Source organism: Tumidithrix helvetica PCC 7403 (genome assembly GCF_965232925.1).
GTDB lineage: Bacteria > Cyanobacteriota > Cyanobacteriia > Pseudanabaenales > Pseudanabaenaceae > Tumidithrix > Tumidithrix helvetica.
This window is the reverse complement of the sequence record NZ_CBDDRA010000014.1, coordinates 36,533-63,025: the sequence shown is the minus strand read 5'-3', so window position 1 is coordinate 63,025 and position 26,493 is coordinate 36,533. Positions and strand designations below refer to the sequence as shown.

General features: G+C 45.8%; 23 protein-coding genes and 1 pseudogene. 11 read left to right on the top strand and 13 right to left on the bottom strand.

The genetic code is table 11. From position 1 onward, the window contains the following. The first annotated feature begins 42 nt into the window (after positions 1-42). From ACP2WE_RS14125 to ACP2WE_RS14100, 6 genes are all read left to right on the top strand, one after another. Positions 43-435: a hypothetical protein gene (locus tag ACP2WE_RS14125; protein ID WP_425216186.1), complete on the top strand. Its 393-nt coding sequence runs from the start codon at positions 43-45 to the stop codon at positions 433-435. Continuing rightward, positions 432-1,097, top strand: coding sequence for a GIN domain-containing protein (locus ACP2WE_RS14120; RefSeq protein ID WP_425216185.1), 666 nt, complete (start codon positions 432-434; stop codon positions 1,095-1,097). The genes ACP2WE_RS14125 and ACP2WE_RS14120 overlap by 4 nt, the downstream gene beginning before the upstream one ends. 83 nt (positions 1,098-1,180) lie before the next feature. Then, positions 1,181-2,005 (top strand): CPBP family intramembrane glutamic endopeptidase, encoded by an 825-nt coding sequence (locus tag ACP2WE_RS14115; RefSeq protein WP_425216184.1) that lies wholly within the window; start codon positions 1,181-1,183, stop codon positions 2,003-2,005. After that, complete coding sequence (locus ACP2WE_RS14110; protein WP_425216183.1) at positions 2,002-2,382, top strand: hypothetical protein; 381 nt, start codon at positions 2,002-2,004, stop codon at positions 2,380-2,382. The genes ACP2WE_RS14115 and ACP2WE_RS14110 overlap by 4 nt, the downstream gene beginning before the upstream one ends. Before the next feature lie 102 nt (positions 2,383-2,484). Further along, positions 2,485-3,402: a CPBP family intramembrane glutamic endopeptidase gene (locus ACP2WE_RS14105; RefSeq protein WP_425216182.1), complete on the top strand. Its 918-nt coding sequence runs from the start codon at positions 2,485-2,487 to the stop codon at positions 3,400-3,402. 136 nt (positions 3,403-3,538) lie between these two features. Next, positions 3,539-3,664 (top strand): hypothetical protein, encoded by a 126-nt coding sequence (locus ACP2WE_RS14100; RefSeq protein WP_425216181.1) that lies wholly within the window; start codon positions 3,539-3,541, stop codon positions 3,662-3,664. 109 nt (positions 3,665-3,773) lie between these two features. On the opposite strand, the gene ACP2WE_RS14095 is transcribed toward ACP2WE_RS14100, so the two are convergent. The 6 genes and pseudogenes from ACP2WE_RS14095 to pdxR form a co-directional block, all read right to left on the bottom strand. Next, a complete protein-coding gene (locus tag ACP2WE_RS14095; protein WP_425216180.1) occupies positions 3,774-4,154 on the bottom strand; it encodes a transposase in 381 nt (126 codons plus the stop codon). A gap of 196 nt (positions 4,155-4,350) precedes the next feature. Beyond that, the gene (locus ACP2WE_RS14090; protein WP_425216179.1) at positions 4,351-4,968 is read right to left on the bottom strand and encodes a hypothetical protein; all 618 of its coding nucleotides are present in this window, start codon (positions 4,966-4,968) and stop codon (positions 4,351-4,353) included. Beyond that, entirely contained in the window at positions 4,965-5,432 is a 468-nt protein-coding gene (locus ACP2WE_RS14085) for a hypothetical protein (protein WP_425216178.1), read from the bottom strand. The genes ACP2WE_RS14090 and ACP2WE_RS14085 overlap by 4 nt, the downstream gene beginning before the upstream one ends. Before the next feature lie 59 nt (positions 5,433-5,491). Beyond that, a complete protein-coding gene (locus tag ACP2WE_RS14080; protein ID WP_425216177.1) occupies positions 5,492-10,825 on the bottom strand; it encodes an AAA family ATPase in 5,334 nt (1,777 codons plus the stop codon). Between the two features lie 19 nt (positions 10,826-10,844). Beyond that, positions 10,845-11,198: pseudogene (locus tag ACP2WE_RS14075) on the bottom strand (response regulator transcription factor); the annotation flags it as partial. Between the two features lie 109 nt (positions 11,199-11,307). Beyond that, positions 11,308-12,756 carry a MocR-like pyridoxine biosynthesis transcription factor PdxR gene (gene pdxR / locus ACP2WE_RS14070; RefSeq protein ID WP_425216176.1) on the bottom strand — a complete coding sequence of 483 codons (1,449 nt, stop codon included), beginning with the start codon at positions 12,754-12,756 and terminating at the stop codon, positions 11,308-11,310. A 208-nt stretch (positions 12,757-12,964) separates the two neighbouring features. Between pdxR and ACP2WE_RS14065 the strand changes: the two genes are divergently transcribed. Then, entirely contained in the window at positions 12,965-13,192 is a 228-nt protein-coding gene (locus ACP2WE_RS14065; protein ID WP_425216175.1) for a hypothetical protein, read from the top strand. 5 nt (positions 13,193-13,197) lie between these two features. Here ACP2WE_RS14065 and ppsA read toward each other — a convergent pair whose 3' ends face one another. Continuing rightward, on the bottom strand, positions 13,198-15,651 hold the full coding sequence (ppsA, locus tag ACP2WE_RS14060; protein WP_425216174.1) for a phosphoenolpyruvate synthase: 2,454 nt from the start codon (positions 15,649-15,651) through the stop codon (positions 13,198-13,200). 180 nt (positions 15,652-15,831) lie between these two features. On the opposite strand from ppsA, the gene ACP2WE_RS14055 reads away from it, so the two are divergent. Next, a complete protein-coding gene (locus ACP2WE_RS14055; protein WP_425216173.1) occupies positions 15,832-16,020 on the top strand; it encodes a hypothetical protein in 189 nt (62 codons plus the stop codon). A 75-nt stretch (positions 16,021-16,095) separates the two neighbouring features. Beyond that, positions 16,096-18,240, top strand: a complete 2,145-nt coding sequence (locus ACP2WE_RS14050; RefSeq protein ID WP_425216172.1) for a M3 family metallopeptidase — start codon at positions 16,096-16,098, stop codon at positions 18,238-18,240. A gap of 237 nt (positions 18,241-18,477) precedes the next feature. On the opposite strand, the gene ACP2WE_RS14045 is transcribed toward ACP2WE_RS14050, so the two are convergent. The 6 genes from ACP2WE_RS14045 to ACP2WE_RS14020 all read right to left on the bottom strand — a co-directional run bounded on the left by ACP2WE_RS14045 (position 18,478) and on the right by ACP2WE_RS14020 (position 24,885). Beyond that, positions 18,478-22,377 carry a hydantoinase B/oxoprolinase family protein gene (locus tag ACP2WE_RS14045; RefSeq protein ID WP_425216264.1) on the bottom strand — a complete coding sequence of 1,300 codons (3,900 nt, stop codon included), beginning with the start codon at positions 22,375-22,377 and terminating at the stop codon, positions 18,478-18,480. Positions 22,378-22,652: 275 nt separating this feature from the next. Continuing rightward, positions 22,653-22,976, bottom strand: coding sequence for a tetratricopeptide repeat protein (locus ACP2WE_RS14040; protein ID WP_425216171.1), 324 nt, complete (start codon positions 22,974-22,976; stop codon positions 22,653-22,655). A 421-nt stretch (positions 22,977-23,397) separates the two neighbouring features. Further along, the gene (locus ACP2WE_RS14035) at positions 23,398-23,775 is read right to left on the bottom strand and encodes an RHS repeat-associated core domain-containing protein (protein WP_425216263.1); all 378 of its coding nucleotides are present in this window, start codon (positions 23,773-23,775) and stop codon (positions 23,398-23,400) included. Further along, on the bottom strand, positions 23,700-23,945 hold the full coding sequence (locus ACP2WE_RS14030) for a hypothetical protein (protein WP_425216170.1): 246 nt from the start codon (positions 23,943-23,945) through the stop codon (positions 23,700-23,702). The genes ACP2WE_RS14035 and ACP2WE_RS14030 overlap by 76 nt, the downstream gene beginning before the upstream one ends. Further along, entirely contained in the window at positions 23,935-24,663 is a 729-nt protein-coding gene (locus tag ACP2WE_RS14025; protein ID WP_425216169.1) for a hypothetical protein, read from the bottom strand. Before ACP2WE_RS14025 ends, ACP2WE_RS14030 begins: the two co-directional genes overlap by 11 nt. Before the next feature lie 3 nt (positions 24,664-24,666). Then, entirely contained in the window at positions 24,667-24,885 is a 219-nt protein-coding gene (locus ACP2WE_RS14020) for a hypothetical protein (protein WP_425216168.1), read from the bottom strand. A 366-nt stretch (positions 24,886-25,251) separates the two neighbouring features. Between ACP2WE_RS14020 and ACP2WE_RS14015 the strand changes: the two genes are divergently transcribed. Together ACP2WE_RS14015 and ACP2WE_RS14010 are read left to right on the top strand one after the other, a co-directional pair. Next, a complete protein-coding gene (locus tag ACP2WE_RS14015) occupies positions 25,252-25,935 on the top strand; it encodes a transposase (protein WP_425216262.1) in 684 nt (227 codons plus the stop codon). 297 nt (positions 25,936-26,232) lie between these two features. Next, positions 26,233-26,391 carry a hypothetical protein gene (locus ACP2WE_RS14010; protein WP_425216167.1) on the top strand — a complete coding sequence of 53 codons (159 nt, stop codon included), beginning with the start codon at positions 26,233-26,235 and terminating at the stop codon, positions 26,389-26,391. Positions 26,392-26,493: the final 102 nt, after the last annotated feature.

Here is a 26,493-nt window from a genome sequence, read left to right as displayed (position 1 = left end):
CTTAGTTTGTCTATGACCCATTTGCTAGAACTGCCGCAAAGAATGCAGTTTGACCAGCAACTTTGGGTTAGAGTAACAGTTATTGAAAATATTTATAGGTTGTTTGGCACAGTCGGTGCAACCTTTGAAATTGCTGCTATTCTGACCGCAATTATTCTAGTATTTCTAGTTCGCAAACACGGTTCAACCTTTTACTGGACATTGGGTGGAGCAATGCTCTTGATAATGGCGTTTGTGAGTTGGATCGTATTTATCGCACCAATGAATGCTGAATTTGCCAAATGGTTGACGACTCCTATTCCATCAAACTGGATGCAGTATCGCGATCGATGGGAATATGCGCATGCAGCTAATGCCTTTATCAAGATTATAGGATTAAGTTTGCTTATCATCTCTGTACTTGTAGAAACACCAGAAAAGCGAGCAATTCAATGAGAAACAAATTAATATACCGTTTGACTGTGTTTTTAGTGGCTTTGAGTATATTTACAGGCTGCTCTTTTCAGTTAGGCGGAATTAGAGGATCTGGAGTCTTCAAGACTGAATCTAGAGAAGTGACTACATTTTCATCGATCTCTTTTAAATCTGTGGGCAAGCTCAAGATACAGCAGAATGGTAAAGAGTCTCTCACAATTAGTGCCGAGGACAACATCCTGCCAATTTTAGAGAGTCGCGTGTCTGACCAAATCTTGTATATCAGCAACGCGAACGAGTCAAGCATCAATCCGACTAAGCCCATTGAGTTTGTTGTGGAGGTCAAGAGTCTGGAGAGCTTGAACATAGATGGGGTTGGCAGTATTGAAGCTAATGGTATTCAAGGTAAGCGGTTGTCGGTTTCGCTTGATGGTGTGGGTAGCGTAGCGATCGCGGGAAATGTTGATGTGCTAGATCTCAGTCTTTCTGGAGTCGGAAGTTTTCAGGGTGGGGAGTTGAAGACTAATCAGGCTACAGTGCGGAATAAAGGCGTGGGGAGTGCAGTGGTCAATGTGAGCGATCGGTTGGATGCGACTGTATCAGGCATAGGGTCAATAGAGTATATTGGCTTTCCCCAAGTCAAAGAATCTGTGAAAGGCATGGGGGCAATCAAGAAACGATAGCTTCGATCAAATCTGTTAGCGATCGGAATAAGTATCATCGCAAAATCTCCTACTTAATGTTTCACATTTAATGGATAAAAATGATGGATAACAGCGAATTCAAAAATCACTCATCTATCAAATTCTTTTTGTTAGTATTTTTGCTGTCAATTCCTTTTTGGATACTGGGCGCTGTGACTAGGGATTTGACTGAAATACTTCCTATAAAACTTCCAATAAGCGCATTAATGACTTTCTGCCCTTTATTAGCGGCAGCAATTCTCGTTTATAAAGAACAAAAAATTCATGGTGTTAAGGAACTGTTGAAACTATCTTTCGACTTTCAAAAAATCAAAGACAAAAAATGGTATATACCTGTTGTTTTTCTCATGCCCACCATAGCAGCACTTTCTTATTTGTACTTGAAGATAACAGGGGCAATACTACCCGAACCTCCAACACCCTTTCTATCTGTTGTCATTTTTTTCTTTGTGTATTTTATTGGTGCGATCGGCGAAGAAGTAGGTTGGAGTGGTTATGTTACCGACCCTTTGCAAAACCAGTATGGAGCTTTTAAAGCAAGTGTAATCATCGGTTTTATTTGGGCAATATGGCATATCATTCCCTATAGCCAAGCACATCAAACGCCAATATGGATATTTTGGCAATGCCTCGGCACAGTTTTTTTACGGACAATTATGGTTTGGATCTTTAACAATACTAATAAAAGTGTTTTTGCGATGATTCTCTTTCATACCATGATTAATATAAGTCCGTATCTATTCCCAAATAATGGTTCGCACTATGACCCATTTATCTTTGCTGTTTTACTAGCGATTACCGCGATCGCGATAACTTGGTTATGGGGAACAGAAACTCTGGGTAAATATCGTTTTTTCGTCCAATCGGTATCGAGAGGTGAGACATGACGAACTCGAAGCGGATAGGAGGACTACTGGGTCCAACCCTGATGGTCATGGTTACTTCGGAGTTTCCGCTTATTCAACCGCATCTCTACGACGAACAGATTCCACCCGTCGTCTACCTCTCTGGAGTTCTCATGTTTGTCGCGGGTTTGTCGATCGCGCGATCGCATAATCTATGGCAACGTGACTGGACTCTGTTGATTACAATCTGTGGCTGGTTTTTGCTGGCTCTCGGACTGTTCCGAATGTTCGCGGCTAGTTTTTACCGACTTGCCTCTGGCAACACGAGTTCTCTCTTCTTCATGATTGTCGAAGGTATCCTATTTGCAATTGGTTCTTTGATAACGTGGAAGGCATATGCCTATGACGCAAAATCATAAAGAGTCATTTCAATCCTTTTCGATTGCCTAAAAATCACTACTCAAAGTAATAGCGATCGCGTACCGCAAAACCTTTAACAGATAGATAATTGAAAAGAAAAAATGGAAACCTTAAATAAAACAACCACAAAAAATATATTTATTAAATATCCGATTACAACCTATTATTTGTTGACATTCCTCATTTCTTGGGGAGGTCTTATCGTAATCATGGGTGGCACTGATAGAATTACTTCTAATCCAACAACTGCCCCATTTATATCTATATATTTAGTAACCGTCGGCGGACCCATTATAGCAGGAGTTTTATTAACCGGCTTATTCAAAGGGAAAGAAGGTTATCAGGAATTAATATCCCGCTTCTTCAAATGGCGAGTTCCTTTAAAATGGTATGCAGTTGCTCTCTTAATTGCTCCGCTCACGGTCTTCGCAACACTTTTAACGCTTTCTTTATTTGCCCCAGTTTTTATGCCGGGTATTTTCAGTTCGGGTAATATTCCTGTTGCCTCCATTTTCGGTTTACCGGGTAGTGATAAAATAACCTTGATGCTGTTCGTTCTCATGCTTGGCTTTGTTAATGGCTTTATCGAGGAGCTAGGATGGACAGGATTTGCAACACACTGGCTAAAACTGAATCATAATCTCATCTTAATCGGTACTAGCGTAGGTGTCCTATGGGGATTATGGCACTTACCTTCAAACTATATAGGTAGCGCAGCCGGAGCCGGTACTGTCCCTCTGGCATTATATATATCATTGTTGCTTTTCACCTTTCTTCCACCCTATAGAATACTTATGATGTGGGTATATAAGCATACAGGGAGTTTATTTATAGCAGTATTGATGCACGCAAGTCTTGATATATTCTGGATACTCTCAACACCGCTATTACTAACAGGAAAAGAACGTGTGATTTGGTATGCACTATGGGCTGTTGTGCTTTGGAGTATTGTTGCAATAATTTGTCTATTCAACAATAAAAAGGGATATAAAAAACTTTTTATGGAAGCAAACAACTAAAATATAGTCGCCTTTAAGCAGTCCCTCTTCCCATAATGGTCAATCTGTCATGAAAACGAGTCCTCTTTTCTAAATTTGGGAAGTTTGATTTTGGAAAAGGAAGTAGGAATTTCCTAAGTGGTAGTGGTTAAATAATATGTCGTTCAAGACGATTCTTGTAGCTAGTGCGAGCCGTGGCATTGGGCTTGTCGTTGCTAAACATTTTGTATCTCAGTGCGATCGCCTAGAAATCACGACTCACGGTAATAGCGATCGGCTTTAGGGGATGGATGGTTGATGCGATCGCCCCCAACACAAACGATAACATCAAAACAGCGATCGCTATTTCAATAAACGAATAAATCCTGTTTGTTCAAAATGATGATCGTTTGTCAGAGATTCGGGAATTTTGCGTTCTTGCATGACAATGAAACTAGAACAGTCAAACTGTCGATAGATCCTGCACTGGGTGTGGCAGTTCTCCCTTCACTGACTCGATACCATTGTTGCAACTTTGCATTGATGGCTTTCCATGTTCCCTTGACTCGCCACAGACGAAAGTAGTAATAGACGGTTTGCCATTTAGGAAAGTCATGGGGTAGCATTCGCCATGCATTTCCTCCAGCATTGATGTAAAAAATTGCCTTGAGTATGGTTCTAATATCTACGGTTCTTTTTCGACCGCCTGTCCCAGCTGCTGGTATTAAATCTTTTGGCAGATCCCACTGGCTATCGGTTAAGTCTGTCGGATATGATTGTTTTATTGCTTCCATAGGGCTGTCCTTTTGTCTATTGACAGGTTATACCCTTGGGGGCTTTTTGTATTCATCTAACTTCTCAAACACGCTCTTAATTAACATGCTCCTTACTTCCCAATCCTTAACCGAGAATCCTATCTCTGCCGATCGCGTGATCTCTGTGCGGAATTTGAGCAAGCGCTATGGCAACTTTACGGCGGTAAAAGGCGATTTATAAATTACGTTCGCATTCTTGAAAAACTGAATATAAAACCCCCAAAGTCTTAGCTATATCATCGGAAGTATACATTCCAGTTTCATAGACCTCACCTGCAAATGTGAGTTTATAAAATATCCATCCTTGCCCATTAGTAACAATTCCTAACACATCTATCTCTTTCCCTGCTTGCCGATTTTCCCATTGACAAGCTTGCATTTCCACCAGACATTGCGCTAAGCCCTGCTCAAAGTCATCACGTTTGGCTTCGACAATACATAGGAATGGTGTATCTAAATAGTCTTGTCTAGCTGCAATTAAATAATCAGCATTGCCAACTAAAATATCACTTTCTATCTTTCCTCCTTTCCATATCTTCAGTTTGTCACTACTATCGATCGCTTCCTCACAAAAGGCATCGATCAGGAGCTTTTTGGATTCTTCGTAACTCCGCAGATCGAAATTGCGATGCAAACGTTCTAATCTTTTGACAAAAAATTCGCTAGGAGCGATCGCTAAATCTGGTAAATTCCAATGCGTTAAGGTTTTGATACCTAGCTGCTTGTAGGCAGAGGCAAGATCGAAGCTAGAGAAACTCTTCTTTTTAGATTTCGGCAATTTGGCTAGTTTCATAAGCTTGTTAAATTTTCCTCCATTTTACTGCTTGGAAAGGCGATTCCTTTTTCTTCTTCTGACAGAAACTCCATGACGAGCGCTAGCACTTCACCCTCGATATGTGGCGTATAACTACGCCCGATCTGACTACCTGATAAGCGCATGGCTTTGGCTACATAAAACCAATCAGGAGCTTTGATGTTAGTTTTTTGATTGACTTTAACTGCGGCGGAACGCGTACCGCAGGTAATCGCCATGTTAGAAACGATCGGCATTTCTGGGGTAATGAGTCCAGCCAGATCGAGGCTTTCGGTCAATGCGGCAGCTAAAAGCGGTTGAGCAATACTTTCCACAGGGTCGTCAGGTAAGATGAAATTAGCAGGTAGCTTTTCCCAGATGATTTCTGGTTTGGTAGATGTTTTCGGAACCACTGGTTGTGGTTGGGCGATCGCTTGAATGGGTTGATCTATTGCTTGAGTCATTGTTTTAGGTAAATGACTAATTTGTAATTACCATTCTATATTCGGTCATGCTTATGAAACTAACTATCTTTAGTGAGAAATTGAGGTTTCAAGGGTAATTTGATGGTAACCGTAGTTCCAACACCGACCTCGCTTTCTAGATCGATCGCGCCATGGTGGAGTGTGGTGCACTGCTTGACGATTGCCAGTCCCAAACCCGTCCCTTGAATTTGTCCGACATTACTCGCCCGATGAAAGGTCTCAAACAAGCGATCGCGATCGCTGGGGGGAATCCCAATACCGCAGTCCCGCACTTGGAACGTCGCCATGCCATCGGCACAAACCAGCTCGAAGTAAATCTGACCGCCCTCTGGGGAATACTTGATCGCATTAGAAAGCAAGTTCGCAAAAATATGCCGCATCAAGGTTGTATCCATTTCTACAGCATCGCATTCCCCCTGACAGGAAAAGATAATTGCCTGCCCTTCCTTGACATTCAAATTAAAAGCCGTCAAAAGCTCGTGACAAAACTGTTCTAGGTTGGTTGGTTTGGGCTCGTATTTGAGCACACCCGCTTCGCTCCTACCCAAAAGCAAAACTTCATCCAGCAGATGCAACATATCGCTCAGAGATTCTTGGATTAGGGCGAAATACTCGGTTTTGCGATCGTCGGATAATTGACGCTTGGGATTTTGTAGCGATCGCACACAGCCCGTGATCGTCATCATCGGATTGCGGAATTCGTGAGAAACCATCGAGATAAAATTCGTCTTGAGCAGATTTGCTTCCCTCTCCATTTCCAATGCTTTAAGAATGGTTTGTTCGTTCTCCTGTAGTTGCTGATTGACTAGCGAAAGCTCTGATGTGCGCTCCTGTACGCGCATTTCAAGGGACTGATTGAGTTCCGCAAGATTCTGATAGAGACGGGCATTTTCAATGGCGATCGCTGCTTGTGCGGACAGGAGTTGCAATACCTCTACCCTTTCGGGTGTAAAAGCATCATGGGCTAAATTGTTTTCGACATACAGCACGCCAGAAAGCTTTCCCTGATTGACTAGGGGGGCACAGAGTACCGACATGGGTTGATGCATAATGATATAGGGATCGTGGCTAAAGAGATGTTTTTGCGAAGGATTATTCAAAATTACGCTCTCTTGGGTGCGAGCCACTTGGGTAATTATGGCAACCGATAAATTCTCGCTAAATTCGGCTATGGGTACGGACTGAAGCACTGTAACAAGTTCGCGATCGGCAGTTCCTTCCGCCTCCACCAGCAATGCCCCCTCGGATGCCAAAATCAAATACCCCTTTTCCGCTCCTGCATTTTCTAGCAAAATTTTCATCAATTTCATGATCAATTGTCCCAGCATCATCTCTCCCGAGAGGGTCTGCGATGCTTTTAAAACAGAATCCAAGTCTAAAATATTGGCACTGGTTCTGCCCGTACTTCTAGGGGATGGGGAACGTTGTCCTGATGTAGCTTCACTGACTTGGGAGAAGCGATCGAGTAGTTGCGGATATAGGCGTTCTAAATGGGCGACCTTGGCGATCGCTCCCCATTGCTGATAGGTAAAACGCGCATCGCGCATATAGACCAGCGCAACCTTAGGCTTCCCGATATTGAGATAGAATCTTGCCGCCAACTCATGGGCGAGAGCTTCTTCTTGAAGATACCCGTGCTCTTGGGCGAGGGCGATCGCGCGATCGTAGGCATCGATCGCTTTGGAGTTTTGACCGAGAATGCGATCGCGTTCTGCCTCCACCAAATGAAACTTGTGGGCGTAGTTCATCGGTGCGTGATTTGCCCATAGCTTCATTTTGCGCTGATTAGAAGAAACTTTCCTTAATATTCGCCGTTTTTGATGCTTGGGTACAGTTGGGAAGATGGCAAGCTTGGTAAGGGAGTCATAAAAGAAGGCAGCGGGAACGACCAGCAAACCTACCACACCATCTTCGAGTAGTTTTTTGACGCGATCGGCGGCTATTCCTGCCTCAGAATATTCGTAGAAGAGATAATGCAGGATCAGCTTGTTGAGATATAAATGAAATAGGGTGCTGTTGTCCTTACTGGCAATATGTATGGGCAGTTTTTCATCTTCGTTGTAGCTCTCACCAATTAACCGACAGGGATGCTGGGATTGACCGAGCAGGTTTAAGATCGCTTGCCGATAGATAGCCGTCAAAAAAATGGCGCGAGAGCGCTTAAACCCCAATAGGACATCGGTATAGGATGCCATTTCTCGCTCTAGAGCGGCTAGTTCGCTGCCCACCAGATAGGCATGATAGAAACGAAAGGCGATCGCCACAGTGCCGTAATCTAGATCCCCCATTTCTAGACCGATCTGATAGGACGCTAACAGCGGATCGAGGGTATCGCGCAGATGACCTTTCCAATGGGTGAGGTACAGATTCACCAAGAGCAGGGTTTTCGGTATAAATTCCTTGGCATTTAGCTTGGGCATCAGATCCGATGCCAGCCGTGCAAATTGGAATCCCCGATCGAAGTTCTCCTCCGCTCCACAGAGTACCATGCCGTAATCGGCATAGCCAAAGGCAGAACCGGGAGCATTGCCATAGCGCAGCGAGAGTTGAATTTTTTGAAACACCATCAACTGCCAGAGATCGGGGCGAGTAAAATAAGTTGGCGTGCAAACACTGGCGATCGTCGCCATCGCAGCGCGTTTGTTGGGATTCGTCATTTTGGGCAAGTGCATCAGCGATTGAGGTTGTCTGCCTATCAAAGTCCCCATCAAGGCTAATTTTGTGCCGATCGCCCCCCACCAAACATCCCACCGACTGGGTGATTTGGGGATTTTGATTCCCAGCATGGCTAAGACATCCAAGGCGATCACGATCGCTTCGGCAAATTTGTTTTGAGCGATCGCAGCTTGAATCTTAATCTGATAGATTTTCACCTTGTCTAATAGTAATTTGGCTTCGCGAAGCACGATCTCTGCTACCCTTTCCATTTCTGGGTAGTCGCCACTCAGATAAGCTGTCTCTACCAATCCCGTATACATAGCTAGGGTTAGATTGTAATCCTGCCGCCAACTGTTTTCTGCTAAAAGACTGCTACCTATAGAAAAGTAGGTAAATGCTGATGCATAGGCAGTAAGCGATCTCGCCTTTAAGCCAGCAGTAAGATTAAGTCTTACCAACTCATCCTTCTCGGCAGGTTCTGTGCATAATTCAATACTCCAATTCAGTTGATTGACGATATCGAATATCCTTGTCGTGAGAAGTTCGCTGGGAGTCGATTTTAAAAACAATCGCCCAATCTTTCGGTGAGCCTGCATTTTCTCCGTTTCCGAGAGCAAAGCATAGGCAGCTTGCTGAATCCGATCGTGTTGAAATTTATAATCGACCTCAGATATGGGGAGAATTAACTGCGATCGAATGGCTGTCACCAGATCGGGGAAAATCAAATCGGGCGATCGTTCGCAAAGTGTTGCCAGGGTATCCAGATCGAAGTTCGTACCGATGCAAGCAGCAAAACGCAAAACCTGCTGGGTGGACTCTGGGAGCTTTTGGATTCTGGCGATCGCCAACTCCACGACATTCTCAGTGATTGCTTTTGCTTCGATTTGGGCGAGATCCCATTGCCATTGGGGTTTTGTGCCATTGTAAGTAAAGGTAATCAGATTCTCCGCATACATCATCCTGAGAAATTCACCGACAAAAAATGGATTCCCGCCTGTTTTATCCATGACCAATTCTGCTAGGGATGTAGCGATCGGGATATCTGTGTGGAATGTCTCTGCGACCAATTGCGTCACAGCCTCTAATTTTAAGGGTTCTAAAACAATCTGGCGAATTCCTCCAGCCCAACGCGACCCTGCTTCTAACATCCTGCATACTGGATGCCCTGGATCGACTTCGCGATCGCGGTAAGCTCCGATGCATAGCAAGTGTGGGATATCACTATCCACGAGTAACTCAATTAATTTCAGCGAGGCAGAATCTGCCCATTGCAGATCGTCGAGAAATATCACGAAAGGATGGCGATCGCTACAAAACACCCGAATGAAGTTCTGAAACACGCGATGAAATCGATTTTGGGACTCGGCAGAATTCACTTCAGCCAGTTGTGATTGCTTGCCAACGATCCGTTCGAGATTGGGAATAATATCCAAAAGAATCTGTCCGTTTGCCCCCAAAGTGCTTGAGATCTGCTCTCGCCATTGTTGCAGTTGGACTGCAGGTTCTGCCAATAGCTGTTGAATTAGCCCATCAAAAGCCTCGGCGATCGCGGAGTAGGGCATCCCCTGCTGCAAGCGATCGAACTTGCCAGCGATAAAATAGCCCTGCTTTTCGGTGATTGGTTTATAGAGTTCCCGCACCAAAGATGACTTCCCAATCCCCGCATATCCGGCAATCAGAATCAACTTCTCTCTGGTGGGATTTTGGACGGCACTGGATATTTGATCCAATGCGTTTAGCAAAGCGTCAACTTCTTTCTCCCTTCCATAGAGCTTTTCTGGAATCTGAAACCGATGGGAAATATCTTGGGATGCCAGAGGGAATTCAGCAATTCCACTACTCTGTTGTAGTTGCATCAAACAATTCTCTAAGTCAGCTTTCAGCCCCCAAGCACTTTCATAGCGTTCCTCGGCATTTTTTGCCAACAACTTCATAACGATATCAGAAACTACTGGAGGAATATCCGCATTCACCTGAAGGGGTGACAAGGGTAATTTCGCCAAATGCGAATGCACTAACTCTAAAGTATCCTCCGTATTAAACGGAAGTCTTGATGTAAGGAGTTCGTAAAGTGTAACACCGAGCGAGTAACAGTCGGTGCGACAATCTAGGCTGCGGTTCATTCGCCCCGTCTGTTCGGGAGACATATAGGCCAATGTTCCTTCCAAGACATTCGCTTGCTTGAGGGGTTGGTTTTCTTGGATGAGTTCGCTAGAAATACCGAAGTCAATAATTTTCAGGCAGCCCGTATCTGGGTTGTAAACGATATTACTAGGGTTGATATCCTTATGAACGATCTTGGCAGCGTGAATCTGTCCTATGCTTTCGGCAATCGCGATCGCAATCCGAAGAAACTCAATTAAAAACAGATCTCCCCCATTCGCTTTTTCCTTAAGTGTGGATCGCCCTTGCATCCACTGCTTTAAAGAAACTGCACCAAAGTCTTCTAAAACAATTACCAGCTTTTTCTGGTATGTCTCTAAGGCATATGCCGCGATCGCACCCCTCGCAGAATTTCTGCTTTCCTGATTTAATTTGCAAATTATCCTGTATTCCTGTTGATATCGGCGCAGTTCCTCAGGCGAGGGAAACTCCTCTTTCAAGACCTTAAAAATTACCGAAACTCGATCTACAGTTCGCAACGCCCGATAAACCAGCGACCGATCGCTTTCATAGAGTTTTTGCGTAATTTCGTAGCCCGAGACTGTAAACATAGGAATATCAAACGAGTGAGAGATACGTTGCGATTCTCGCAAAAATCTCTTCGATATTAAAAGGTTTGACCACAAAATCAGTAGCCCCCGCCTCAAGTCCCATGACGCGATCGCTGAGTTCATCCCTTGCGGTCAGTAAAATTATAGGGAATTTATGCCCAAGCGATCGCAAACGTCGGCATATTTCGACGCCTTCCAAGCTAGGCAACATCCAGTCTAAAATCGCAAGATCTGGTGGCGACTCTAAAGCTAGATTCAGTCCTGCGATGCCATCATGCGCCACAGTAACGCCATAGCCCTCAAGCCCTAATTCCGATTCCATAAATCGACATAATTTAACATCGTCTTCCACTAGCAGAATATGTGGCGTCATACATGTCTCTCCCCATTCAAGGTAATCCAATTAAGATTTTCTTAACCTTTTTACTCTAGTAGATCTAATCCTAGAAAGATGAATTTCCCCTGAGGCGATCGTTAACTTTTCATAAAAGATGGGATTTGAGAATATTGCCCAAGATCGCAAGACCGCGATCGATATCTTCTAAGGATTGCGAAAAATTGAGTCGAAATGCAGGATAGCCCTGCCCGTCTGGAAAGAAAAGTTTGCCGCGCCCGATAAGTACCTTTTGCGCTTCCGCTGCAAGACGTATTGCTTGCATCGGTGCTTGATTGGGAAGCTGCACCCAAATAAACAGTCCTCCATTGGGAACTATCCATCGCACTGAGCTTGGGAAGTGTTGTTCCATGGCATGTAACATCCGATCGTGGCGCTGTTGGTTGATCGCGCGCAGATGATTGAGGTGGCGGCGGTAATGCCCTGATGCAATATATTCACTGGCGATCGCCTGTGTCACCGTGGAAACATGCAGATCGTGCAGCAACTTAATCTCAACTAATGATTGATAGTGTTTGCCCGTAGACACCATATAGCCTAATCTCAGCCCAGGCATCAGCGTTTTTGAGAATGTGCCAATGTAAGTGACCAAATCGCTCCGATCCAAAACCTTGAGCGGCGCGGGCGCAGGTTCAAAATTCAATCCTTCATAGGCGTTATCTTCCAAAATCGGACAGTTATACTTCTCAGCGAGAGATATCAATTCGCGACGATGGGCTAGGGATGTCGTGATTCCCGTGGGGTTGTGTAATGTGCTGACTGTATAGATGAGCTTGGGCTGATGGCTATGGAGATATTGCTTCAACAGTTCCAGATTCATACCATCCTTTTGCATGGGAATGCCAATGACTTTAATTCCCATTTTTTCTAAAATCGCGATCGCCCCGTGATAGGTGGGACTCTCGACGATTGCCCAATCTCCAGCTTGGAGATAGTATTGCAAGGCAAGAGATAAAGCTTGCTTCGAGCCGTTGGTGATAATCAAATTATCTGCCGAAACTTCCAAACCTAGCTTCCAAGCGAGCATTTGTGCTACCTGTTTTCGCAGTGTAAATTGCCCTTGAGGGGAGTCATAGCTAAACAGCACGTCGGCAACTTGATTCATGGCTCGACGAGCAATTTTGGCTAGATCTTCTAAGCCTGATGGACGCGGGAAGCCAGACGTGAAATCGATCGTGTCAGGTTCTAACTGTGCTTCGAGCGAACTCATATATTGATCGAAAAATGATTCGCCCCACTGACTCGGAATCACAACCTTTTGATCGGCTTCGAGCGTGGAACTTCGATCGCTTGAAATCGCCACATGATTGACAAAATATCCAGCACCTTGCTTTGCTGAAACTAAGCCATCAGCCTCTAAGACGCTGTAGGCTTCGATTACCGTCAATTTATTTACCTGTACGCTTTCGGCAAGCGAGCGAATGGACGGTAATTGCTCCCCAGGTTGGAGCGATCCCGCAGCGATGAGACGACTGATGCGATCGCGGATTTGGAGATAGATCGGCTCTTGTGCTGAGCGATTTAACGGAATTCTCATAGGGCAGTCACTCCTGAGAGGTTGAGAGCAGTATATAGCGATACCTACTCAACCTACCTAGTACAGTTTTATTAAGTTTTACTAGAACAGTTGAGTATTTCTGTAACTGTACTAGCTAAAGTGACCAAATCTGTACCTTCCCATCAACTTCGCAACGCGATAAAAATAAGAAGCATCTCCCGATCTGCAATGACTTGGCAGCAAAATTATGCAATTCTCTTTTATTCCTACAAATCCTTTCGTCTTTCTAGGTAAAGCGATCGAGAACTTATTTCGAGCTGTTTTTGACCGAAGTGATGAGGTCAAAGTTTGGCAAGAAACCGATCGCAAGGGGAATCTTTACTGGAGTACTTACGATCCTAAGACTGGAGAATGTGCGAGTTTTGGCTCTGAGCTAGAAGTGATGCGATGGATTGAAAGCCGCTATTATTTCTAGCATGATTACGATATCGCTGAGAGGCGATCTTCTACAGAAGCGATCGCGAGCATGGTTGGCAACAACGAATCAGGATTGAGGCTGATCGAGTCGATACCTTGTTCCACCAAGAAGCGAGCAAACTCAGGATAATCGCTAGGAGCTTGACCGCAAATGCCGATCTTGCGATCGCATGCTTTTGCCTTCGCAATTACCATTGCCACCATCGTCTTCACGGCATCGTTGCGTTCGTCAAAGATGTGAGCCACCAGAGACGAGTCGCGATCGAGCCCCAAAGTGAGTTGGGTGAGGTCGTTAGAGCCAATCGAGAAACCATCGAAGACTTCGCTGAACTGTTCTGCCAAAATCACGTTACTGGGAATTTCGCACATGACGTAAACTTGCAGACCGTTTTCGCCGCGTTTGAGACCGTGTTTTTCCATCTCTGCGATTACCTTACGACCTTCCTCGGGTGTGCGACAGAAGGGAATCATGGGAATGACATTGGTTAATCCCATGTCATCTCTGACCCGCTTCAAGGCTTTGCATTCCAGACCGTAGGCTTCGCTGTACTTCGGATCGTAGTAACGAGAAGCCCCCCGCCAACCAATCATGGGATTCTCTTCTGATGGCTCAAATTGCTTGCCGCCTAAGAGGTTGGCATATTCGTTGCTCTTAAAGTCTGACATGCGTACAACGACGGGGTTGGGATAGAATGCCGCTGCGATTGTGCCGACGCCGTAGGCGAGTTTATCGACAAAGAAATCGGGTTTATGAGCATAACCTACGGTCAAGGTGGCAATCTCTTTCTTGGCAGCTTCATCCTCTAAGCGATCGAAGTGAATCAATGCCAAGGGATGAGCTTTGATGTGATTGGCGATAATGAACTCAAATCGGGCTAGACCCACGCCATCGCAGGGAATTGCCGCCAGACCAAACGCCTCTTCGGGGTTGCCCACATTCATGAGGATTTTGGTGCGCGTGCGTGGTAACTTATCCAGCAGTGTCTCCTCGATCGCAAAGGGAATCAGTCCCGCATAGACGCGACCTTCTTCACCTTCCGAGCAGGAAACGGTGACCTCTTGTCCTGTAGCGATCGCACTGCTAGCATCCCCGCAACCTACGATCGCGGGAATACCCATCTCTCTAGCGATAATCGCAGCGTGGCAGGTACGTCCGCCTTGGTTGGTGACGATCGCGCTAGCTTTTTTCATGATCGGTTCCCAGTCGGGGTCGGTCTTATTCGTCACGAGAACTTCTCCCGCTTGGAACTCATCTAGCTTGTGGGTTTCGAGAATGACTCGGGCTTTGCCCTGACCGATCGCTTTGCCCACCGATCGACCTGTAATCAGAACGTCCCCTTGGGCTTGGAGTCGATAGTTGCGCAATACGCTGCTAGATTTTTGCGATTGCACGGTTTCGGGACGCGCCTGGACGATGAATAGTTCTCCAGTTTCGCCATCCTTTGCCCACTCGATATCCATCGGCGTATCTTGACCGCGCACCTGCGAGTAGTGATCCTCAATGATGCAGGCCCATTTTGCCAGTTGGAGAATCTCAGCATCGTTGAGGGCAAACTTGTTGCGCTCTGAGACTGGCACGGAGATATTCTTGGTCAACTTACCGCCGCCGATGTCATAGATCATCTTGATTTCCTTTGTGCCCAGACGCTTTTCTAAAATCGGACTAAATCCCGTTTTGAGCGTGGGCTTGAATACGAGGTATTCATCGGGGTTGACCGCACCCTGCACCACATTTTCGCCCAAGCCATAGGCAGCAGTGATCAGCGCGGCATTCCTAAAACCAGTTTCGGTATCGATCGAGAACATGACGCCAGAGGTGGCGAGGTCAGAACGCACCATCTTTTGCACGCCTACGGAGAGGGCGACATCAAAGTGGTCAAAGCCTTTAATCGTGCGATAAGAAATGGCGCGATCGGTAAAAATAGAGGCAAAGCAATTTTGGCAAGCTGTTAAAACGGTACTGAGTCCGTGAACGTTGAGATAGGTTTCTTGCTGCCCCGCAAAACTAGCATCGGGGAGGTCTTCGGCGGTGGCACTAGAGCGAACTGCGACATCGGTTTCAGAACCATATTGACTACACAATCTCGCATAGGCACGCCGAATCGCCTCTTGGATCGGTTGAGGCATAGGTGTGTTGAGAATAAGCGATCGCGCCTGTTTACCGACACTGCGGAGATTGTTGACATTTTCCACATCTAGCGTGGCAAATAGCTGCCGCAATTTTGATTCGATGCCCGCTGCCTGAATAAAGTAGCGATAGGCATGGGCTGTCGTTGCAAAGCCGTTAGGGACGTTGACGCCTTGAGCCTTGAGTTCGCGAATCATTTCTCCTAGTGAAGCATTCTTCCCACCGACGAGGGGAATGTCTGCAATCCCTACCTGCTCAAACCAGAGCACAAAGGCTTCGTCTTTAGAGGGTATGGCATGCTCTCTAGTCAAAATTTCTGAACTAGTCATAGAACTATCTCCTTTTTTCCTGTACGACGAACCAACTAACCATTGGTCAACAACAAGGAGGAGGTGGCTAGGGATGAGCTTGAGCGAGGCGATCGCTGATTCCCAAAGCGGGAGGAGCTTGCAGTGTTAACTGTTCGATAGTTAACCTCCATCCTTGGTTTCATTGTCCCACGAACCCCAATGGCAAAATCTAAAGATTTTTTACGCTTTTACGCATTTCTGGATCGTGGTGAAATCTTGAAGCGGAAAGCGATCGCATTGTGCGGGTATGAGTTGCCGCAGAATGAATCGTTAGCCGATTACCGATCGCGAAAAATATCAGGCGATCGCAGCACAACTTTAACTGGGGGGAAGCAATTTCAGCTATAACTGTTTGTCACATCGATCATAATTGAAGTAGCAAAACTCAAACATACTAACCAATACTGAAAATTAGCATTACCCATGACTACTGCGAATCTTGATGCACCGACTGAAACAGCCAATCCTTTACTGATTGGCAAGGGCTTGCCACCATTTCCAGACATTAAGCCCGAACATGTTGTCCCCGCAATTACCCAACTGCTAGCAGAAATTGATGCAGGGTTAACCCAGTTAGAGGCAAATCTAGAGGCAAGCTTAAATTCTCATAGTCAACCGACCTGGAGCGATCTGGTAGAACCCTTAGATCGGCTTACAGAAAAGCTCACATGGAGTTGGGGTGTAGTCGGACACCTCACCAGCGTTAAAAATAGTGCCGAACTGCGCGAAGCACATAAAACCATGCAGCCAGCGATCGTGCAATTTTTTAATCGCCTCAGCCAAAGCCAACCGATTTATAAAGCCTTCAAAGCCATTCGGGCAGGCGAGACCTGGCTGAGCCTCGATCCAGCCCAACAAAGAATCGTCACTGCCGCTATCAAAGAAGCCGAACTGTCTGGTGTTGGTTTAGAAGGAGAAACCAAAGCGCGATTTAACCAAATTCAGATGGAATTGGCAGACATTACTACCAAGTTCTCCAATCATGTCCTAGATGCCACCAAAGCCTTTAGCATGACCCTGTTTAAACCCGAAGAAGCCGAAGGCTTACCTCCCAGTTTACTCAGTCTTGCCGCCCAAGCCGCAAGAGCTGACGGAGACAGCAAAGCCACACCCGAAAAGGGACCTTGGTGCATCACCCTAGACTTTCCTAGCTATGTACCCTTCATGCAGCATAGTACCCGCCGCGACCTGCGCGAAAAACTATATAAAGCCTTTGTCAGTCGTGCCTCCAGTGGGGAATTTGATAACTCTCCCTTAATCGAACGGATTTTGGAACTACGCCAAGAAAAAGCGAAGCTGCTAGATTTTGAAAGTTTTGCCGAATTAAGCCTCGCGACTAAAATGGCTCCCAATGTTTCAGCCGTCGAGACCCTGCTCGAAGAATTGCGTCAAGCCAGCTATGGTGCTGCTGTCCAAGACCTCGAAAACCTTAAGACATTTGCAAAGTCGCAAGGATTCCCAGAAGACGAAGAACTCAAACACTGGGATATCAGTTTTTGGGCAGAAAGGCAACAGGAAGCGAAGTTCGATTTTAGCGAGGAAGAACTGCGTCCTTACTTCCCACTACCACAGGTTTTAGAGGGGCTGTTTAAGCTCGTGAACCGCTTGTTTGGGATCGCCGTCACCGCAGCCGATGGCAAAGCTCCGATCTGGCACGAAGATGTTCGCTTCTTTGACATTGCCGATGAGTCTGGGCAAGCGATCGCCCATTTTTATCTCGATCCCTATAGCCGCCCCTCCGAAAAGCGCGGGGGTGCATGGATGAACGATTGTGTCGGTCGCGCCAAAATCACCGAAGATGGGAAGACCTATACACGCTTACCCGTAGCTTATCTGATCTGCAACCAGTCACCCCCTGTTGATGGTAAGCCCAGTCTGATGAACTTCCGCGAAGTTACCACCCTATTTCATGAATTTGGTCACGGCTTACAGCACATGCTTACCAAGGTGGATTATTCAGGGGCATCGGGAATTAATAATATCGAATGGGATGCTGTCGAGCTTCCCAGTCAATTTATGGAGAACTGGTGCTACGACTATCCCACCTTAATGGCAATGGCAAAGCACTATGAAACTGGTGAAACGCTACCTGAGCACTACTATTACAAGTTGCTGGCTGCCCGTCACTATATGAGCGGCTCTGGGATGTTGCGCCAACTTCACTTTAGCTTGACCGATATCGAACTGCACCATCGCTATCAACCCAATGGGAACGAAACTCCTGCCGAAGTGCGATCGCGTATTGCCAAAACTACTTCCGTTATGCCTCCTTTGCCCGAAGACAACTTCCTCTGTGCATTTGGGCATATTTTTGCTGGGGGCTATGCCGCAGGCTATTACAGCTACAAGTGGGCTGAAGTCCTCAGTGCTGATGCCTTTGCTGCCTTTGAGGATGCGGGTCTAGAGAACGAACCCGCGATCGCAGATATCGGCAGACGCTATCGCGACACGGTTCTAGCCTTAGGTGGAAGTTTGCACCCAATGGAAGTGTTTAAACAGTTTCGCGGTCGCGAACCCAGTACTGCGGCACTGCTCAGGCATAGCGGACTAGCCACAGTTGCTTCGTAGCGTTAATCTATCTCAAGTGGTTTCGACTTCGCTCAATCACTTCCTGCGGTGAATCCATGATTAAATTCACCGCAGTTCCTTAAATTGCTATGATACTCCCTTCCCACAAGAGGCTGAGGCAGAGCGCAAACAACGCAAGAAACTTGCCGCTAAGCTGCGCGAACTGAATATCGATCCTGATTCTCTATAGGGATCGCATAAAAATTAACAGGATCGCCATTCCCAATACCTAGCGAATCATAGAGATACTTCGCCAAAACCACCACCACCTGGGGTTTCAATGATGATGCGATCGCCTGCTTGCATGGCGATCGTGCTTGTACTGGCTAGATTTTCTACTTCACCCTGTTGCCGTTTGACCCAATTGCGCCCGATCTTGCCAGATTGCCCTCCCTGCAAACCAAATGGGGGCACAATGCGATGATTAGATAAAATTGCCGCTGTCATGGGTTCTCGAAATTGGATCTGACGAATTACGCCATTGCCGCCGCGATGACGGCCCTGCCCACCGCTATGGGGGCAAACGGCAAAATTCTCTAAAATCACGGGAAATCGCCATTCTAAAACTTCAGGATCGGTGAGTCGCGAATTGGTCATATGGGTTTGCACGGCATCCGTACCATCAAAATCACTTCCCGCCCCCGAGCCGCCACAAATGGTTTCGTAGTACTGGTATTGGGCATTGCCGAAGGTGAAGTTATTCATCGTGCCTTGCGCCGCTGCCATCACACCGAGCGCCCCATAGAGCGCATTTACGATCGCTTGCGAAGTCTCGACATTGCCAGCGACGACAGCGGCGGGATAACGCGGGTTCAGCATGCAACCTTCAGGTACGACGATCTCCAGCGGTTCCATGCAGCCGGCATTCAAAGGAATGTCATCGTTCACCAAGGTGCGAAACACATAGAGAACGGCCGCTTTACAGACAGCAAGGGGTGCGTTGAAGTTATTGGCTTGCTGGGGCGAAGTCCCCGTAAAATCGATCTTGGCAGTGCGTCGATCGGGATTGAGGGCGATCGCAACTTGAATCTGACAGCCCCAATCAAAGGGATAGGTAAACGTATATTGGGAAGTTGAAGTGGTTTCGATCAAATTTGCGATCGCTTTGCGGACGGATTCTGCGGCATTATCTTGGATATGCTTCATGTAGCGCTGTACGGTGGTAAGCCCGTATTCCTTGGCGATCAGCAGGAGTTCCTTCGCACCGTATTCATTTGCAGCGATTTGGGCTTGCAGGTCGGAAATATTTTGGGCGGGATTGCGCGCAGGATATTCTCCAGAGGTGAGCTGTTGGAGTACAGCCCGTTCGCAGAAACTGCCCTGTTCGACTAATCGAAAATTGTCAAACAGAATTCCTTCCTGATTGATGTTGGTGCTATCGGGAGGCATGGAACCTGGGGTGATACCACCAATATCGGCATGATGTCCGCGCGAAGCAACATAAAAGATCTGAGCGGAATGCGTTCCATCAAATACGGGTGTGATTACAGTGATATCTGGTAAGTGCGTGCCACCGTTGTAAGGATTATTTGTAGCAAACACATCCCCTTTATGAATTCTCTGTTGAATTCCCTGCTTTGAATCTTGAATTAAAGCCTTCACACTTTCACCCATGGAACCAAGATGTACGGGAATATGCGGGGCATTGGCAACCAGTTGCCCTGCAGCATCAAAGATGGCGCAGGAAAAATCCAATCGTTCGCGAATATTCACACTGGCGCTGGTATTTTGCAGCGTAAAACCCATTTGTTCCGCGATCGCACGAAAGAGATGATGAAAGATCTCCAGCTTTACAGGATCGGGCTTGGACTCTTCTCCCCCCTTAATAAGGGGGGCTGGGGGGGATCCTGCTTCATCTAACAGGACTTTTTTGGAATTAGAGGTGTCCGATCCCCCTGTCCTATCGGGCATCCCCCTTATTAAGGGGGACTTTGGTTCTTCTTTCCCCTTATTAAGGGGGGCTGGGAGGGATCGATCGCATTTTCTCAGAATTAAATGATTGCGCTCGGTGAGTTCTGCCTCCCAAGTCGGTTCGACAACATTTGTCCCTGTGGCATCGAGGATAATTGCCGCCCCTGAAATCCGATCGCTGGGTTGCAAATCCTGCCGCCGAAAGATCGGAGCCTGATGCCATGCACCACCAGAATAGATTTGCGTTGTTGCCACAGGTGAGGGAGGCAGAGCATGAGTTCGTTCCTGTATGGGTTCTTCGGGGATATTCGTTTTGCCAATGACTTCCACAGCGATCGCCTGTACGATGATGCTGCGGTCAGCAAAGATAAAACCATAACGTTCTTTATGGGCTCGTTCAAATTCTGAAATGAGATCGGTAAACCGTAATTCCTGAATGGAAAGATTTATGGAATCCCACCTAAAATCGATATCCAAAGGCGAATCCGTGCCTTCATAACGCAGTCTTAGCAATCCATTGCTTTCAATCCTTAAAAGGTCAGGGAACTCCGAATCCAAAGACTCCGAACTGCGATCGGATTGCTGGATTTCCGCCTTACCTGCTAGAAGCAATTCATCGGCGATCGCATCTAAATCCGAGAGAATATCTGACTCTAACTTCGCTTCAATACCGCGCTCCTGAATTACGCGCAGGTCAGCCAAACCAATACCATAGGCAGATAAAACTCCCGCATAGGGATGGATAAATACCGTACGAATCCCTAAAGCATCGGCGATCGCACAGGCATGTTGTCCGCCCGCACCACCAAAACAACAGAGCGCATATTCTGTCACATCGTAGCCCCGTTGCACGGAGATTTTTTTGATAGCAGATGCCATCTTCTCCACGGCAATTTCTAGAAACCCTGCCGCAATCGCTTCGGGCGGGCGATCGCTTCCAGTTTCGGCTTGAATTTGGCTGGACAACTCCGCAAACTTTTGCCGCACAATCTCGCGATCGAGGGGTAAATCTCCATTCGCCCCAAATACACTAGGGAAAAAGTCTGGTTGGAGCTTCCCGAGCATGACATTACAATCTGTGACCGTTAGCCCTCCGCCATTGCGATAACAGGCTGGCCCTGGGAAAGCCCCTGCGGATTCTGGTTCCACCCGATATCTCGCCCCATCAAAGGAGATTAAGGAACCACCGCCCGCAGCAACGGTGTGAATTGCCATCATCGGCGTACTGAGACGAACTCCCGCGATTTCTGTGGTTAGCGATCGCTCGTAGATTCCCGCATAGTGTGCCACATCCGTAGAAGTTCCGCCCATATCAAAACTGATAATTTTGTCAAATCCAGCCTGCAAGCTGGTCTGGACTGCTCCGACAATCCCTCCCGCTGGGCCCGAGAGAATGCTGTTTTTCCCTTGAAACAAAGCAGCATCAATCAGCCCCCCATTGGACTGCATGAACATGAGTTTTGTGCTTTGGGGAGAATTCTTTCCTTCCAACGCGATCGGTAATTCCCTCGGTGATTCCCTTGGTGATTCCCATAGAAATTCACTGCTAATCTGTTCGACGTAACGCCGTAAAATCGGCGACAAATAGGCATCCACCACGGTGGTATCGCCCCGACTAATCAGTTTCATCAAGGGGCTGACGATATGCGATACTGATATTTGGGTAAATCCAATCTCTTTGGCTAAGGCAGCTACTTTTTGCTCGTGGGCGGGATAGCGATAGCCATGCATCAAGGCGATCGCGCCAGCCCGAATTCCTCGCTCGAAAGCAGCCTGCAATTCTGGGATCAAATCTTTTTCATTCAGGGGAATTAGAACTTCACCTTGAGCGCTGTACCGTTCCTCTACCTCGATCGCTTGCTCGTAAAGCATTTCTGGCAAGAGAATCTGACGGGCGAAAATATCAGGACGATTTTGATAACCAATCCGCAGGGCATCCTTAAAGCCTTTGGTGATTAAAAGCACCGTGCGATCGCCTTTTCGCTCTAACAAGGCATTGGTCGCCACCGTAGTCCCCATTTTGATCGCGGCAATCTGCTTCACGGGAATTGGGCGATCTCTAGGAATACCTAAAATTTCTCGAATTCCTTGGATAGCAGCATCTTTGTAGCGATCGGGATTTTCGGATAAAAGCTTATGGACAATCAGTTGACGACTGGGGCTTTGCGCCACAATATCGGTAAAGGTTCCGCCGCGATCGATCCAAAATTGCCATCTTTGCGCCATAAATCCAGAACTACCTATCCAAAAAGCCACTTCAATTGTGACACATAGCGATTAGCTGTTGGCTGTTGGCTTTGACTTTCCTTTGGCATGCTCAGAACATTGCACTGAGCCAACGATTTTTTGGAGTTTGGTTAGATGGATTAGATTTGCTCGGGATCAATGCCAAGCGATTGAAGGTAAGCTGCAAGTCTCTCTTTTTGCTGACGCTCTTGAAGCGCGATCGCTTCAGCATTTTTAGCTCGTTCCTCAGCAGATCTAACCTGTTCCTCAGCAGTTTAGTCAGCTAGGAAGCCTTGATCCTGACTTAGTTTCTTCCATATAGCGGCTTCTTCAGGATTTATTTCTACGTCACTATCACCGATTAGATATATTCCTGCTAAGTTATTAGATGCTACTGGATATCCTAGCTCAGCAGATTTTTTGTACCATTTAATCGCTTCCACAACGTTTTTTTCTACTCCCAATCCGAGATGGTAAATATTAGCAACAATACATTGTGCTTCAGAATTATCTTGATATGCAAATGGCTTTAATAATTTAAGTGCTCTTGCATAATCACCAGATTTAAAAACATCAATAACATTTTCTAAATCTTCCATCGTTTTTTTCTCCTTTTGTAAACTAGATTAATACCAATTTAATTGGTGAAAGCAACAGATAGGAAATGCAAGACACTGTAATTCTTAACCACATGCTAGATCTGTTACCCTTGGTCTTTAAATTGGTATAATTACAGATTTGACGTTTCATGAAACTATTTATCTACAAATTGCAAGCATTGATTCCTAGGTATATTAGGATCAGGATAACCTGGGGGGATATTCGGGAAAAGTCCATCAAAGGATTCAGGACATGGTAACTCTTGTGGCCATGGGAAAGTTGCTACAGCACCATATCCTAGACAGTCATATCCACATGTCTTGAAAATTAGACCAGGTATTGGAGGAGATTCGTATATAAATTCACATCTCTTTCTCTTTTTTGTGAGATCCATTTCAGTGGAAGTAAGTATTCCGCTACCTAGTCCACCTCTAGCATTCTCAGTGTATCCACTGGCAGCTGAATAGGGGATCGCTTTGCAACGGGCAAATTGTCTTTGAAACTTCCTGCTGATTTGATTGCCTCTGAGCCAAGCCAAGCAACTGCCCCAGCAATTCCCATCCAGATTAAACCAATAAGATTTCCATTATCATCTCTGCCTCTGGCTTCATCGAATAACCCATACGGATCGATCGCATTCGTCGCACTATTCCCAACATACCTATAAAGATTCGCATCACCACCCGCAAAACCAATAGGATCTTCAGAGATAAACCTCCCAACTACAGAGTCGTAATACCTCGACCTGTAGTAATAAAGCCCAGTCTCAGAGTCAAACCCCGCCCCGTAAAGCCAAATCGCGACTTCACAAGTGGCGCACTTTGAGCCCTGACATTGCCAAAACTATCGTACTTGATGTGCTTTTGCACCACACCCGCAGAGCTAACCAGATCCCTCACCGTACCCAAATAATCAGAAAGCGTCCAAGAGACCTGATTACTTTCACATTCACGTAGCTCACTCCACAATTTTTCTAGTCCTGAAATTGACGGTAGTTAATACATTCGCTCCAAGCCGTAATTTGCAATGATATCCATTATCATCGATAAAATCATCTCTAAAAGGGATGTCACCAATATCAATTTCTCCATACACTTGTAAATTATGTCCCTGTTTGTTTAGATCATTTATTCTATCAATAACACCTGTAAGCACTTGATTGTGCAATTTCTCATTGATATTGATTTTGAGTTGCTCAGACAATTCCTTAGCCTGTAAATCATCGGCTTGCAAGAAGTTTTGAAGTGAGAAATCTTCCAAATCATTCTCATCTGTGCAATCAAGAGATATTTCTTGATATGTATTAACTATTTCAGGGTTAATTAAACGTTCCCAAATTTGTCTCTCATCAGGCATATCATCACAGGCTTCTTCATCAGGAATAGTATCGGCATATCCTGTCGAAATGATTAGATCGCAACATATCATCAAGCCATAGCAACATCCATCTTTCTCATCAAAATCAGAACAATACTCAATGGAATCATATCTTTTTTCAATAATCTTTAGATCGTGTCCTAACCTATTCATTGCTTGCACAATGCATCTCAGTCTTGCATCCATAAGCGGCATTAGATAATAGTAAGCTTTCTCCGCTAGCGAATCTGCAAGCGCACGTGATTCCCATGGAGATTCACCAAGTTCTTGAAATTTTTGAGATGAAAATTGCATAAGTGAAGGTAACATACTCTAGCGATCTCGTCCTGGATGATTAGTCCCTTTTCCTCTTATCAATAACCTACCGGCTTCAGTGCGTAGTTTATCTCTCAGTGGATGATTTTTATCAAGAGTATTGGCAGCATCTCGTAAAGCGTTACCCGCATTAATATCAACTGCTCCATGATTTCCAGATCTTCCACTCTGTCCAGATCCTTGATTTTCTCTTGCTTCGTTTCTTGCATTTTGCAATGTTTTTCCTTTAATTTGTTTAGCAATATCGCCTAATTCCTTATCAGTTTTTCCTTCTAGATCTTTTTTAGACGGTATTTCAGGTCAATACTTCGGACAGTTTTAGAAAATAGAGAAAAAAAAGCCATTCATCGTTTAAGGTGTGGTTATTGAACGCCAGTACCAAATGAACAGCATAAATTTCATATTACACAGTCTTCTGAGTAAACCGCAACAAAAATTTCTTGTAACTCTGTTTTCCACAATATTGGTTGTGTGCGGGAAAGTTAACTTCACCAACCTGAGTCGGTATAGTCAAATATCAGAACGTAGCTATCGTCGGCAATTCCAACGTTCCTTCAACTTTATCAAAGGTAACGCTACCTGATAGAACTTGCCATTCCAGCAACAGCCCGCCAGATCGTAGCGACTGACTGTTCATTCGTACCCAAAAGTGGCAAAGCAACCTATGGAATTGAGCATTTCTATAATGGAAGTGCTGGACGTGCAGAAAAGGGATTAGAGATTTCTCTGTTAGCAATTGTGGATGTTGATGCAAAACAAGGTTATGCCTTATCCGTGCAGCAGACTCAACCTGCAAAAACAACTGCGGAAACGACTCGGATTGATTACTATTTGGAACAACTTCAAGTGACTTATCCTTATCTGCCAAAATCTGCGCGTTATGTGGTCAGTGACGGCTTCTACAGCAAAATCAAGTGGGTTAATGGTGTCACGGCTTTAAAGTTGGATGTGATTAGCAAGTTACGATGGGATGCTGATTTGCATTATGTCTATTCAGGGACTCAGAAACCTCGTGGTAGGCATCGCAAGTATGACGGCAAGGTGGATTTGACTGATGTTAGTTCTATGACCCTGGTGCGTGAACTTGAACCTAAATTATTTTTATACACTGTTGTTGTCTGGGCATTGAGTCTTAAACGCAAAGTTCGTCTTGCTTATCTCCTTGACTGTCGCGATCCAAAACGAATTGGTCGGGTACTTTTATTCTCGACCGATATCCACATTGACGCATCTGAAATCCTAGACTTCTACAAAGCTCGGTTTTAGATTGAATTCATCTTTCGTGATGCTAAACAGTTTACGGGCTTAACCGATTGTCAAGCTCGTGACTTTACTAAACTAACCTGAGTTCGGGTTAAGGATTTCGGAACAAAGCAAGCCGACTTGCTGGAACCGAGGGGTTCGATCCCCCTGCCCTATCGGGCATCCCCCTTGAAAAAGGGGGACAGGTGGGTTCTCCCCCCTTTTTTCAAGGGGGGCTGGGGGGGATCCTTGGGATGTATAGCGTTTCAGGTTTTCTTATCCCGAACTGACGTTAAACTAGATTTCCATTTCAATGCCAGTTTGAGTGCCTTAAATCTGGCTAAGGTTGATGCGATTCAACGGCATCGATCGCCTCAACCTTTTGTCTTTTCGATGGCGAGTTACAAACGTCTGGCTCTCAATTGCCATTTACTGGATCGATTTATTTCTCTGTTATACCAATTTAAAGACCAAGGGTAACAGATCTAGCATGTGGTTAAGAATTACAGTGTCTTGCATTTCCTATCTGTTGCTTTCACCAATTAAATTGGTATTAGATTTAGAGCCTATTTCGATTAAATC